An 11,985-nucleotide genomic window follows, 5' to 3' on the forward strand; every position below is an offset into this window, starting at 1 on the left:
GCCCGCGTTCGAATAGAACGTTCTTTTAGCGCTCAGCCGCCAAGCTGTTTTTCTTTTAGTTCTGCCAAGGTTTTGCAATCCACGCAGAGCGTAGCGGTGGGGCGAGCTTCTAAACGACGGATGCCGATTTCAACGCCGCAGGCTTCGCAGAAACCGTAATCGTCATCATCGATATTATCCAACGTCTCGTTAATTTTCTTAAGCAGCTTACGCTCGCGATCCCGGGTGCGCAGTTCCAGGCTAAAGCCCTCTTCCTGGGTAGCGCGGTCGGCGGGGTCGGCGTAGTTATTCGCATCTTCCTGCAGGTGGCGTACGGTACGATCCACCTCTTCCATGAGATCTTGTTTCCAATCCAGCAGCAGCTGACGGAAGTGCGCTAGCTGCTGCTCGTTCATATACTCTTCACCCGGCGCTGGCTCATACGGGGTGAAGGACTTGGACGCTTCCGTTTTCTTTTCTGCTACTGGCATGGGACTGCCCCTTACATATGTGACTACTGATCGACCATGAGCGTATGTCACGATCTCACGCCAAAGGGATGCTTGTTTAGCTGAAAAATGACTAGGTTGCAAGCATAATGGTGCACTTTCTACGATAGTAGTGCCTCGAATATGACTAGGGCCATGTTTTAGTTATCGTTTAATAAAGAGTAGATCAAGGAGCCATTATGGCCTGGAATTCGCGTGTCGATCACGTTGCCCCTTTTCGGGTCATGCATTTGTTGGAAATGGCCCAGGCGCGGGAAGCTGCTGGTTTTGATGTGATTCATCTGGAAGTGGGTGAACCCGATTTTGCCACCCCTGAGCCGATCATTGCAGCAGGGCAAGCGGCGCTTGCCAATGGTCATACTCGTTATACACCCGCGGCCGGCTTGCCCGCGCTTCGCCAGGCCATTGCCGGGCACTACGCTGAGCACTTTAACGCCACGGTAGATCCAGCGCGTATTTTAGTAACGCCCGGTGCTTCAGGGGCGCTGATGTTGGCCAGCCAGCTATTAGTTGAAAGTGGCTCACGAGTGCTGATGGCTGACCCAAACTATCCTTGTAACCGCCATTTTATGGCCTTGGCGGGCGCCGAGATTGATGCAGTCTCCGTGGGGCGTGAGAGCGGCTGGCAATTGGATGCCGCCTTGGTGGCGCAGCATTGGCGTGAGAAGACGAGCCTAGCGATGCTGGCATCGCCCTCTAACCCCACCGGCCATACGCTTAGCGCTGAGCAACTTGCTGCTGTGATGGCCGCTGTTGCTGAGCGCCAAGGCGAGGTGATCGTCGATGAGATTTATCAGGGCCTTAACTACGACGATGCGCCGCTCTCGGCGACTTCGCTCTCAGACAGTGCTTTTGTGGTGAATAGCTTCTCAAAATATTTCGGCATGACCGGTTGGCGCTTGGGCTGGCTGGTGGCGCCTGAGCATGCGGTAGAGCCATTAACCCGACTGGCGCAGAATATGTTCCTTGCCGCACCGACGCCTTCACAGCATGCCGCTCTGGCAGCATTTACGCCGGAATGCCGGGGGATTCTCGAACAGCGTCGCGAAACGCTTAAAGAGCGCCGTCAGGTGCTTTTAGAGGGCTTGGCAGGCTTAGGGCTGGCGCCGGATCTGCCGCCACAAGGGGCGTTCTATTTATGGCTGGATATCTCCCGCTACAGCCGCGATAGCCAATCCTTCTGTGAGCGCCTGCTGCTGGAAGAGAACGTGGCGATTACCCCCGGTATTGATTTTGCCGTGCGTGGCGGCGAACACCATGTGCGTATTGCCTTCACCAATGATGTGGCCCGCCTGGAAGAGGCGGTGGCGCGGATTACCCGCTTTGTGGGCAGGCTGTGATGCTGGGCTATCCAGCGCTTGTACCGGGCATACTGCTCAAGCGCTATAAACGGTTTCTTGCCGATGTCCTGTTGGACGATGGCCGCGAGGTGGTCGCTCACTGTCCCAATACCGGCTCGATGAAAGCAGTGAACGTGCCAGGATGTCGTGTGTGGCTGTCACCCAGCGATAACCCTAAGCGCAAGCTGGCCTGGACCTGGGAATTTATCGAACTCCCGCAAGCTGATGGGCAGGTGGCGCTCGCCTCGGTGCATACTGGCCGGGCCAATCGCATTGTTGAAGCGGCGCTGGAGGCGGGGGCTTTGGCACCGTTGGCAGGCTATGCCACCTTGCGCCGGGAAGTGAAAGTAGCCGATGCCCGCCTCGATTTTAGGCTGGATGATCCAGAGCGGGGGCGGGCGTATATCGAGGTGAAGCAGGTCACCCTAAAAGAGCCGAACGGCCATGGCTACTTTCCTGACTCGGTGAGCGTGCGCGGCACCAAGCATCTGCATTTATTGCGAGTGCTTGCGGAGCAGGGCGAACGGGCGGTGCTGCTGTTTTGTGTCGCCCATGAAAGCATTGCTGACGTGGCCGCCGCTGCGCATATTGACGCGACTTACGCGGCAGCCCTGGCGGAGGCTGCGGCCAGCGGGGTGGAAGTGCTGGCCTATGGTATTGACGTGATCCGGGAGCAACAGCGCCCCATTGGAGTGCGGTTAACCCGCAGCCTGCCTGTCCGTGTGTAGTTAGGGCTTAGAAATAGGGCTTAGCGATCAATATAAAAACGCTGAATAAAGTTCACCGGTTCGGGAGCGGCGTTGCGGTCGTAGCGAACGCTTAACTCAAAGCGCATGCTTTCATCTTCGCGCATGGTAAAGGGCGCCAAGTGGTAGGTGGCATCGCCGTCGTGCACGGTGCGAAAGCTAAGCGACTCCTGGGCGCCCGTTAAGCCGCTCACATGGCCCTGCACGCTGGCGTTAACGGGCCGGGTGCTGCCATCCTCCTGACGCTCGCGAACACTCACATTGACCAGGCCGCGGTTAGCGCTGCGCTGAAGATTGTTCGCTTGGGCCACTTCCGGGGTCAAAAAGCTGCTGTTCACTGCGCTGTAGTGAATTTCGTAATCGCCAACCTGGGCGAACTGTTCTGCGTAGGCTGCAGTGGTGGCGAAGAGCGTGCCGATAAGGGCGGCGCTGATGATTAGGCGGCGTAACATGGGCGTGTCTCCATAAATCGTCATAAGCCAGGGCAAACGTATCAACCTAGCGGCGGCGAACGCGGAAAATAGCAATTTCACCAAACAGATTGGGCCATAGCCGCGATTTCCAGTGGCCTTGATGATCCCCTACGCCCACCGCACGATCAACAATCACCAAGCCCTTTTCGCGGCATAGATGCTCAAAGTCGTTAAAAGTGGAGAGGTGGATATTGGGCGTGTCGTACCAAGCGTGGGGTAGCGATTTCGACACTGGCATATACCCGCGAAGGCCCAAATGCACTCGGTGGCGCCAGTAGGCGAAGTTGGGGAAGGTGATAATGCCCTCTTCCGCAACGCGCAGCATCTCATCAAGCATTTTGTCCGGGCGGCGCAGCGCCTGCAGCGCTTGGGTCATGATCACCTGATCGTAGCTGTTGTCGCAGAAGCTGCTTAAGCCGTCGTCCAGATTGTGCTCAATCACGCTGACACCACGTTCCACACAGGCATTAATGCCGTCGTGGTCGATCTCTAAGCCATAGCCGGTCACGCCTTTATTGCGACCCAGCTTCTCCAGCAGTTCGCCGTTGCCACAGGCTAGATCCAGCACGTGAGCGCCTTCGGGCACCCAGTCGTAAATCAGTTCAAGATCGGCGCGCATCATGGCGTCTCCTCCGTTTCCAGCTCTTGTTTGGCCAGCTGGGGGAGATTCAACTCTCGGGCGGCGCGGTTCATAAAGGCGCTGACGATAGCGTCGTAGCGCGGCTCTGAGAGCAGGAACGCATCGTGTCCGTGGGGCGACTCAATATTGGCATAGCTGACCGATTTGCCCGCCCGAGTGAGCGCATCGACCAGCTCCCTTGAGCGCGAGGGCGGGAAGCGCCAGTCGGTGGTAAAGCTGACAATCAAAAACGGACACTGCGCAGGCGCAAGCGCCTTGGCAAAGTCACCGCCTTGAGTAGCAGCCGGGTCAAAGTAGTCCAGTGCTTTGGTCATCAGCAGGTAGGTATTGGCGTCAAAGGCAGTGGAAAACGTATCGCCCTGATAGCGTAAGTAGGACTCCACTTGGAATTCGACGTCGAAGCCAAAGTTAAGGTCGTCGCTGCGCAGATCGCGGCCAAACTTGCTGCCCATGGCATCTTCTGACAAATAGGTAATGTGCCCCACCATGCGCGCCAGTTTCAGCCCACGCTTTGGCACGGTGTCGTGCTCAGCGTACCAGCCATCGAAAAACTCAGGATCGGAGCGTATCGCTTGGCGAGCCACTTCGTTAAAGGCGATATTTTGTGCTGAGAGTCGCGGTGTGGCGGCAATCACGACGGCGTTGGCCACCCGCTCCGGGTAAGTCATTGTCCACTGCATCACTTGCATGCCGCCCAGGCTGCCGCCGACTGCGGCGGCCCAGCGCTCAATCCCTAGGTGGTCGGCAAGGCGCGCTTGGCTGGCCACCCAATCGCTCACCGTGACCATGGGGAATTCAGGTCCCCACTGGCGGCCAGTGCCAGGATTGTGGCTGACAGGGCCGGTGCTGCCGTGGCAGCCGCCGAGGTTATTCAGCGAAACCACAAAAAAGCGGTTGGTGTCGATCGCTTTGCCAGGGCCGATGTGAGCGTCCCACCAGCCGGGCTTGCGGTCTTCTTCACTATGGTAGCCCGCAGCGTGATGGTGGCCGGAGAGCGCGTGGCAGATCAGCACCGCGTTGCTGTGCTCAGCATTTAGCGTGCCGTAGGTTTCGTAAATGAGCTCGTAGGCAGGCAGCACCTTGCCGCAGGCGAGGGCGAGCGGCGTGTCGAAGCGTGCTACGTGCGGGGTGACCAGGCCGACGGAGCCCTCCGGGCGGTCTGCAAACGCAAGCGTATCTGAATCAGGCATTTAAGGCGCTAGTCCTGCTAAAAAGTGCAACTAAATGAATCAACTCGAATAGATTCATTAAATAAACAGCTGGTAGTCAGCCGCGATCACAAGCCGACCAGTGCGCCGGAAATGCCCGCAGCGCGAATCATGGAGCCGACCACCAAACCATCAATCAGGTTAATGGCAATAAACACCACGATTGGCGAAAGGTCGATCATGCCCAGCGACGGAACCACCTTACGTACCGGTGCCATAATGGGCTCCACCAACTGCATCACCAGTAGTGCGCCAGGGTGGCTGGCGTTAGGCGCTACCCAGCTCAAGATAATCATCACAATCATGGCGAAGAAGTAGATTTTTAAAATCGCATTCGCTAATGCCGCCACACCCGCGATGAGTAGGCCAGGAATCGGCGGCATGCCAACGCCGATGACCATGAAAATGGCGACAATACTAACGACTTTCAAGACAAAGCCTGCCGCCAACGTAGCGAGATCAAAACGACCAGCAACGGGGCCTAAAAAGCCTTGAAACAGGCCGACTACCGGCTGGGTGATTTTGACCACCGACTGGCTTAGCGGGTTGTAGTAATCCGCCCGCGACGCCTGCAGCAGGAAGCGCAGCATCAGTAAAAAGAGGTAAATATTGATGAGGGTATTTACCAGCATTAACCCTGCACTGCCCAATTCATTGCCCATTATTATGTCTCCTTGATGATTCGTAGCTTAACGGCTGCGCTAGCTGAATGGCTGTATTATTTGCCGCTCAATTCCTTGGCCATTGCCTGGGCGCGGTCGGCGCAGGCTTGCATGGCGTCGGCAATGGTGGTGCGCAATTGTGCCTCTTCCATATGTTGAATGGCACGTTCGGTGGTGCCGCCCGGCGACATGACGTTCTGTTTCAGCGTTGCGGGGTCTTTGTCGCTTTGCTGCGCCATGGTGGCAGCACCCAGCGCGGTTTGGATAGCGAGGCGGCGTGCGGTCGCCGCAGGCAGGCCGAGCTTGACCGCCGCCTCTTCCATGGCTTCAAACATCAGAAAGAAGTAGGCCGGGGCACTGCCAGAAACGGCGGTCACTGCATCTAAAAGCGCTTCTTCTTCCACCCACTCGACAATGCCGACCGCTTCCATTAGCTGGGTGGCCACGTCGCGCTGGGCGTCGCTAACCTTGGCATTGGCGTAAAGGCCGCTGGCGCCGTAACCGACCAGCGAAGGCGTATTGGGCATGCAGCGCACCATGGCGTTTTGGCCGCCTAGCCACTGGTCGATGGTGTCGGCATCCAGGCCTGCGGCAATCGATATAATCAACGGATGCTGGCGTTGAACGCTGTCACGTAGCGCTTCGCAGACGGTGCGCATGATTTGCGGCTTCACCGCCAGTACCACCACGTCGGCGTCAGCCACTGCAGCATTGTTGTCGGTGTCGGTATTGATACCTAAACGCTGTTTAATCGCTGCCAGTTCGCTCTCTTTCGGCGCGGTGGCGGTAAGCGTAGAGGGTTCAACGCCGCTGTCGATCAGGCCGCCGATAATGGCGCTGGCCATATTGCCGGCCCCAATAAAGGTAATCTTGTTCGCCATAATAGGTGTCCCTTTATGAAATTTATATTCAGTTAAAAACGGGGCTGCTTTCAGCCTAGGCCGATTGGCGGGCGCCAAAAATTGCTGTACCTAACCTTACCAGCGTGGCGCCTTCCAGTATTGCCGCCTCTAAGTCATCGCTCATGCCCATTGAAAGTGTATCAAGAGGGGCATTCGGCAAATTGCTCTGTAGGGAGTTCAACGCCTCACGTAGCGCTGCCAATGGCTGGCGCTGAGCATCTACGCCTTCCGCCGGGGCGGGAATCGCCATTAAACCGCGCAAGTGCATGTTGGGCAGCGCGGCGACTTCTTTGGCCAGCTCCTCCAGCTCTTCCGGCAGCACACCGGCTTTGCTCTCTTCGCGGCTGATATTAACCTGCAGGCAGATATTCAGCGGCGCAAGGTGCGCTGGGCGCTGCTCGCTCAGGCGCTTGGCAATTTTTAGCCGGTCGACACTGTGCACCCAATCAAAGTGCTCGGCCACGGAACGGGTTTTGTTGGACTGCAGTGGGCCAATGAAATGCCATACAATGCCTTCAAGATCAGCCAGTTCAGTCTGCTTCTCCAGCGCTTCTTGCAGATAGTTTTCACCAAATTCACGCTGGCCAAGCTGCCAAGCCAGGCGAATCATTGCCGCAGGCTTGGTCTTACTGACCGCCAATAACGTGGCTGCATCCTGGGCGCGTCCTGCGGCTTCTAATGCGTTACGCAGGCGTTCACGCGCCTGATCGTATGAAGAGCCGAGTGACTCGTTAAGCGCGATGTCTGTCATACTCAAGCACCTTACCGCAGCTGGGAAGAGAGATGGATATTACCGAACTGCTAGCATTCTCGGCAAAGCAGAATGCCTCTGACTTGCACCTTTCGGCCGGTTTGCCGCCCATGATACGTGTTGATGGCGACATTCGTCGGCTCAATGTGCCCGCTATCGATAATAACGATGTGCGCAAATTGATCTACGACATCATGAATGATCGCCAGCGGCGCGACTACGAAGAGCATCTGGAAATTGATTTTTCCTTTGAAGTGCCGGGAGTCGCACGCTTTCGCGTGAATGCTTTCACTCAAGCGCGCGGCGCGGGGGCGGTGTTTCGCACCATTCCTAATCAAGTGCTCTCCATGCAAACCCTGGGGCTTGGCGAGGTGTTTGAGCGCTTAGCGATGTTGCCGCGTGGCTTGGTGCTGGTAACAGGACCCACGGGGTCGGGCAAGAGCACCACGCTGGCCGCGATGATCGATTACATTAACGATCACCGTTATGAGCACATTCTGACCATTGAAGATCCCGTCGAGTTTGTGCATGCCAGCAAGCGCTGCTTGATCAACCAACGCGAAGTACATCGCGATACCCATAGCTTTGCTGACGCGCTGCGTAGCGCGCTGCGTGAAGACCCGGATGTGATTTTAGTCGGTGAGCTGCGTGATCTGGAGACAATTCGTCTAGCGCTGACGGCAGCAGAGACGGGGCATCTGGTGCTGGGAACGCTGCACACTACCTCAGCGGCTAAAACCGTTGACCGCATCATTGATGTCTTTCCCGGCGAAGAGAAAGCCATGGTGCGCTCCATGCTGTCGGAATCGCTCCAGGCGGTGGTATCTCAGTCGCTGCTTAAACGCCAGGGCGGTGGGCGCGTGGCAGCGCATGAAATCCTCATTGCCACTTCGGCAGTACGCAACCTGATCCGTGAAGACAAAGTCGCGCAGATGTATTCGTCCATTCAAACCGGCGGCAGCCTGGGCATGCAAACCCTGGATGCCGCGCTCTCTCGGCTAGTAAAAGACGGTACGGTGAGTTTGGAAGAGGCGCAGCTGAGTGCGAAGGGAACGCTGGCGATAAAGGATGAATAAGGAGCATAGCGTGCAAGATGCCCAACTTTCGCCCGTCCAGTGGCTGCACCAACTGCTCGACATCATGGTCGAGCAGAACGCTTCCGATTTGCTCATCTCCGTGGGGGCGCCGCCAAGCCTGAAAATGCCCGATGGGCTAGTGCCGCTGGGTCAGCAGCGCTTAACGCCCCATCAGGTCAATGAGCTGATTACTCATACGCTGCCGGAAGGGCTGCGCGAGCGGTTTGCCAGCGAGCGAGAGGCGAATTTTGCGCTGAGTCGCGATGGCAAAGGGCGTTTTCGGGTCAGCGCTTTTCAGCAGCGCAACCAGATGGCGATGGTGGTGCGCAGCATCGCGATTGAAATTCCTCGCCTGGAGGCTCTAGGCGTGCCGGAGCAGTTGGCTGAATTAGCCCAGGCCAAGCGCGGGCTGGTACTGGTGGTGGGTGGGACGGGAACCGGGAAGTCGACGACCCTGGCGGCGATGATTCAACAGCGCAATGAGACCGTTGGCGGTCATATCATCAGCATCGAAGACCCGATTGAGTACCTGCACCCTCATAAGCGCGCGATTGTGAATCAGCGCGAAGTAGGGATTGATACCGAGTCGTTTGAGGTGGCGCTTAAAAACACGCTGCGTCAGGCGCCGGATGTGATTCTGATTGGTGAAATCCGCACCCGGGAAACCATGGAGCACGCGCTCACCTTCGCTGAAACCGGCCACCTGTGTCTGGCAACGCTGCATGCCAATAACGCCAATCAGGCACTGGAGCGCATCATTCACTTCTTCCCCCATGAGCGCCACGAGCAGATATGGATGGATCTTTCGCTCAACCTGCGCGCAGTCATTGCTCAACAGCTGCTGCCCACGCTTGCGGGTGGGCGCCGTGCGGCCATTGAGATCATGCTGCAGTCGCCGCGCATAGCCGACCTGATCCGCCAAGGGGAGGTCGCCGAGATTAAAGCGGCGATGGCCAAGTCCCGCGATGCTGGCATGCAAACCTTCGATCAGGCGCTGCATGATCTGCATCAAGCGGGGCACATCAGTAGAGAGGTGGCCATGGCCCACGCCGACTCGGCTAACGACCTGCGCATGCTGCTCAACGTTAGTGACGCCCGAGCGCGTAACCTCTCGCTGGATGAGCAGGTGCCGAGTCATTTAAGCCTGCGTGATGGCGATGATTACTAAGCGTTAGCAACGCAGCAAAAAACTACGCAGCATAAATACCGCCCAGCACTCGCAGGCCCTGCGCGCCGGTGACCGAGGGCAGGTTGCCGGGTAGGTGGTTCAGGCGCTGGTGAGCCAGCCAGGCGAAAGCCCCCGCTTCAATCCAGTCTTCGGGCCAGCCATATGCCGATGGCGAAGTCAGCGTGGCGCGAGGCAGGTGATGGGCAAGGCGTTGCATCAAATAAGCATTATGGGCGCCGCCGCCCGCAGTGATCAGCGTGAGCGGGCCGTCATCGATCCGCAGTTGATCAATCCCTTGGGCGACACTGACCGCCGTAAGTTCAGCCAGCGTCGCCTGCACATCGGGGGCGGCTTCCTGGCCGATGAGATGGTGTTGTAGCCAATCCAGATGAAATAGCTCACGCCCTGTGCTTCTTGGCGGCGGCTGCTGGAAAAACGGCTCTGATAACAACCGAGTCAACAACTCTTCATCTATCTTGCCGCTCGCGGCCCAGTCGCCGTTCTGATCAAAGCGACCGCCTTGATGCAGTGCAAACCAGCCATCCAACAAAACATTCGCGGGCCCGGTATCAAAACCGATCACTGGATCGGTCGGCTGGCTAGAAAGCCAAGTGAGGTTGGCAAAGCCGCCCAGGTTAAGCACTAACTGATGCGCGTCTGCTCGTCCAAATAGCGCTTGATGAAACGCCGGCGCCAGTGGGGCGGCCTGGCCGCCAGCGGCTAAGTCACGGCGGCGGAAATCGGCCACCACCGTGCAGCCGGTGAGTTCTGCCAGCAGGCTGGGGTTATCCAACTGAAGCGTATAGGCCGGGCCGCCTCCGTGACCTTTAGGGGCGTGCTCAATAGTTTGGCCATGGCTGCCGATGGCACTGATCCGTTCTACACGCACTGAAAGTGGCGCTAATAAGTGTTGCACGGCTTGGGCCTGGCATTGGCAGAACGCGTGTTCCGCTGCTGCGAGCTGCGCGAAACTCACCTGCTCCGCATGACACAGCTCAAACAGTAGGCGATGAAGCTCGTCCGGCATCGGTTCGGCATGGGTGGCTAACAGGCGCGGCGGCGAATCACCTTCGATGGTGATAAGTGCCGCATCAATCCCGTCCAGACTAGTGCCGGACATCAGGCCAATATAGTAAAGCGGCGAAGCGGTAGGCGTTTTCATAAGCGAACTCGTACAAAGCGGGGCTGAGACTAAACCAGGGTGAGAGCTAAACCAAGGCTCAACCAAGGCGAACGAGCATGGTAACATCGTCGGTTATTTATCACCTGAGCCCGGTATGGGCGGTTTTTTATAGTGGAGAGAGGCAATGAGTGAGGTGGATCAGGCTTTAGCGCTGTTATCGCGCGGTACGCATGAAATCCTGGTAGAGGATGAGTTAAAAAAGAAGCTGGCCTCCGGCCGCAAACTGCGTATTAAAGCGGGTTTTGATCCCACGGCCCCTGACCTGCACCTGGGACACAGCGTGTTATTAACCAAAATGCGCCAGTTTCAAGACTTAGGCCACACGGTTATCTTTTTGATCGGCGATTTCACCGGACGTATTGGTGACCCCACCGGTAAGAACGTGACGCGCAAACCGCTCACCGAAGAGGACGTGAAAGCCAACGCCGAAACCTATAAGGAGCAGGTGTTTAAAATCCTCGACCCTGAAAAGACCGAGGTACGTTTTAACGCCGAGTGGTTTAGCGAACTCACCGCCGCCAAAATGATCGAGTTGGCCGCCCAAAGCACCGTTGCCCGTATGCTGGAACGGGATGACTTTGAAAAGCGCTATAAAGCCAATCAATCCATTGCTATCCACGAGTTTCTCTACCCGTTGGTACAGGGCTACGACTCGGTAGCGCTCGAGGCAGATGTGGAACTGGGCGGCACCGACCAGAAGTTCAACCTGTTGATGGGGCGTGAGATTCAAAAGCACTTCGGCCAAGAGCCCCAGGTGGTGATTACCATGCCGCTGCTGGAAGGGTTAGACGGCGTGCAGAAGATGTCGAAGTCCCTGGGCAACTACATTGGTGTCGATGAAGCGCCGGGTTCTATGTTCAACAAGCTGGTCTCCATGCCGGATAGCTTAATGTGGCGCTACTTTGAGTTGCTCTCTTTGAAATCGAACGAAGAGATCGACGCGCTTCAGCAGAGCGTTGAGCAGGGCGCGAACCCACGGGATATAAAGATGGAGCTGGCGCGAGAGCTGATAGCCCGTTACCACGGGGACGAAGCAGCCGCCAATGCGCACAAGTCTGCGGGTAATCAGTTGGCCGATGGCGAGCTCCCAGAAGATCTGCCAGAAGTCACGGTCGATTTCGAAGGCAGCGAGCAAGCGCCCATTGCGGCAGTGCTTAATAGAGCAGAGCTTGCGAACAACAGTGCCCAAGCCAAAGATATGCTGGGTAATGGCCGCGTTAAAGTCGACGGCGACGTCGTAGCCAAAGATACCATGCTGGCGACGGGTAAGAGCTATGTGATTCAGGCGGGTAAGAAGCGTTACGCCCGTGTGACACTTATTTGAACTTTCTGTCACTATTTTCACAAC

Annotated in this window: 13 protein-coding genes; 5 read left to right on the forward strand and 8 right to left on the reverse strand. The window is 57.1% G+C overall.

Annotated elements, in window-relative coordinates:
- Positions 1-32 precede the first annotated feature (32 nt).
- Entirely contained in the window at positions 33-470 is a 438-nt protein-coding gene (gene dksA / locus MLE19_RS16755; protein WP_008958813.1) for an RNA polymerase-binding protein DksA, read from the reverse strand.
- A 197-nt stretch (positions 471-667) separates the two neighbouring features.
- On the opposite strand from dksA, the gene MLE19_RS16760 reads away from it, so the two are divergent.
- Together MLE19_RS16760 and sfsA are read left to right on the forward strand one after the other, a co-directional pair.
- Positions 668-1,828, forward strand: coding sequence for an aminotransferase class I/II-fold pyridoxal phosphate-dependent enzyme (locus MLE19_RS16760; RefSeq protein ID WP_240719269.1), 1,161 nt, complete (start codon positions 668-670; stop codon positions 1,826-1,828).
- Positions 1,828-2,556 carry a DNA/RNA nuclease SfsA gene (gene sfsA, locus MLE19_RS16765; protein WP_240719270.1) on the forward strand — a complete coding sequence of 243 codons (729 nt, stop codon included), beginning with the start codon at positions 1,828-1,830 and terminating at the stop codon, positions 2,554-2,556. The genes MLE19_RS16760 and sfsA overlap by 1 nt, the downstream gene beginning before the upstream one ends.
- A gap of 20 nt (positions 2,557-2,576) precedes the next feature.
- Here the strand turns inward: sfsA and MLE19_RS16770 are convergent, their stop codons facing one another.
- The 6 genes from MLE19_RS16770 to MLE19_RS16795 form a co-directional block, all read right to left on the reverse strand.
- Positions 2,577-3,026, reverse strand: coding sequence for a DUF4426 domain-containing protein (locus tag MLE19_RS16770; RefSeq protein WP_240719271.1), 450 nt, complete (start codon positions 3,024-3,026; stop codon positions 2,577-2,579).
- A gap of 46 nt (positions 3,027-3,072) precedes the next feature.
- A complete protein-coding gene (metW, locus tag MLE19_RS16775; RefSeq protein ID WP_240719283.1) occupies positions 3,073-3,666 on the reverse strand; it encodes a methionine biosynthesis protein MetW in 594 nt (197 codons plus the stop codon).
- The gene (gene metX, locus MLE19_RS16780; protein WP_240719272.1) at positions 3,666-4,877 is read right to left on the reverse strand and encodes a homoserine O-succinyltransferase MetX; all 1,212 of its coding nucleotides are present in this window, start codon (positions 4,875-4,877) and stop codon (positions 3,666-3,668) included. Before metX ends, metW begins: the two co-directional genes overlap by 1 nt.
- An 86-nt stretch (positions 4,878-4,963) precedes the next feature.
- Positions 4,964-5,557: a YggT family protein gene (locus MLE19_RS16785; protein WP_176304286.1), complete on the reverse strand. Its 594-nt coding sequence runs from the start codon at positions 5,555-5,557 to the stop codon at positions 4,964-4,966.
- A gap of 56 nt (positions 5,558-5,613) precedes the next feature.
- On the reverse strand, positions 5,614-6,438 hold the full coding sequence (gene proC / locus MLE19_RS16790; RefSeq protein WP_240719273.1) for a pyrroline-5-carboxylate reductase: 825 nt from the start codon (positions 6,436-6,438) through the stop codon (positions 5,614-5,616).
- 55 nt (positions 6,439-6,493) lie between these two features.
- Complete coding sequence (locus tag MLE19_RS16795) at positions 6,494-7,210, reverse strand: YggS family pyridoxal phosphate-dependent enzyme (RefSeq protein WP_240719274.1); 717 nt, start codon at positions 7,208-7,210, stop codon at positions 6,494-6,496.
- A gap of 32 nt (positions 7,211-7,242) precedes the next feature.
- Here MLE19_RS16795 and MLE19_RS16800 point away from each other — a divergent pair, with 32 nt between their 5' ends.
- Complete coding sequence (locus MLE19_RS16800) at positions 7,243-8,286, forward strand: type IV pilus twitching motility protein PilT (protein WP_240719275.1); 1,044 nt, start codon at positions 7,243-7,245, stop codon at positions 8,284-8,286.
- Positions 8,279-9,454, forward strand: a complete 1,176-nt coding sequence (locus tag MLE19_RS16805) for a PilT/PilU family type 4a pilus ATPase (RefSeq protein ID WP_240719276.1) — start codon at positions 8,279-8,281, stop codon at positions 9,452-9,454. The genes MLE19_RS16800 and MLE19_RS16805 overlap by 8 nt, the downstream gene beginning before the upstream one ends.
- Before the next feature lie 22 nt (positions 9,455-9,476).
- On the opposite strand, the gene MLE19_RS16810 is transcribed toward MLE19_RS16805, so the two are convergent.
- On the reverse strand, positions 9,477-10,616 hold the full coding sequence (locus tag MLE19_RS16810; RefSeq protein WP_240719277.1) for an anhydro-N-acetylmuramic acid kinase: 1,140 nt from the start codon (positions 10,614-10,616) through the stop codon (positions 9,477-9,479).
- 145 nt (positions 10,617-10,761) lie between these two features.
- On the opposite strand from MLE19_RS16810, the gene tyrS reads away from it, so the two are divergent.
- Positions 10,762-11,961, forward strand: a complete 1,200-nt coding sequence (tyrS, locus tag MLE19_RS16815) for a tyrosine--tRNA ligase (RefSeq protein ID WP_240719278.1) — start codon at positions 10,762-10,764, stop codon at positions 11,959-11,961.
- Positions 11,962-11,985: the final 24 nt, after the last annotated feature.

The sequence above is a fragment of the Vreelandella neptunia genome, from assembly GCF_022489065.1.
Classification (GTDB): domain Bacteria; phylum Pseudomonadota; class Gammaproteobacteria; order Pseudomonadales; family Halomonadaceae; genus Vreelandella; species Vreelandella neptunia_A.

Coding starts and splice junctions, on each gene's coding strand:
- dksA (WP_008958813.1), bottom strand. CDS start 470: ATGCCAGTAGCAGAAAAGAAAACGGAAGCGTCCAAGTCCTTCACCCCG.
- MLE19_RS16760 (WP_240719269.1), top strand. CDS start 668: ATGGCCTGGAATTCGCGTGTCGATCACGTTGCCCCTTTTCGGGTCATG.
- sfsA (WP_240719270.1), top strand. CDS start 1,828: ATGCTGGGCTATCCAGCGCTTGTACCGGGCATACTGCTCAAGCGCTAT.
- MLE19_RS16770 (WP_240719271.1), bottom strand. CDS start 3,026: ATGTTACGCCGCCTAATCATCAGCGCCGCCCTTATCGGCACGCTCTTC.
- metW (WP_240719283.1), bottom strand. CDS start 3,666: ATGCGCGCCGATCTTGAACTGATTTACGACTGGGTGCCCGAAGGCGCT.
- metX (WP_240719272.1), bottom strand. CDS start 4,877: ATGCCTGATTCAGATACGCTTGCGTTTGCAGACCGCCCGGAGGGCTCC.
- MLE19_RS16785 (WP_176304286.1), bottom strand. CDS start 5,557: ATGGGCAATGAATTGGGCAGTGCAGGGTTAATGCTGGTAAATACCCTC.
- proC (WP_240719273.1), bottom strand. CDS start 6,438: ATGGCGAACAAGATTACCTTTATTGGGGCCGGCAATATGGCCAGCGCC.
- MLE19_RS16795 (WP_240719274.1), bottom strand. CDS start 7,210: ATGACAGACATCGCGCTTAACGAGTCACTCGGCTCTTCATACGATCAG.
- MLE19_RS16800 (WP_240719275.1), top strand. CDS start 7,243: ATGGATATTACCGAACTGCTAGCATTCTCGGCAAAGCAGAATGCCTCT.
- MLE19_RS16805 (WP_240719276.1), top strand. CDS start 8,279: ATGAATAAGGAGCATAGCGTGCAAGATGCCCAACTTTCGCCCGTCCAG.
- MLE19_RS16810 (WP_240719277.1), bottom strand. CDS start 10,616: ATGAAAACGCCTACCGCTTCGCCGCTTTACTATATTGGCCTGATGTCC.
- tyrS (WP_240719278.1), top strand. CDS start 10,762: ATGAGTGAGGTGGATCAGGCTTTAGCGCTGTTATCGCGCGGTACGCAT.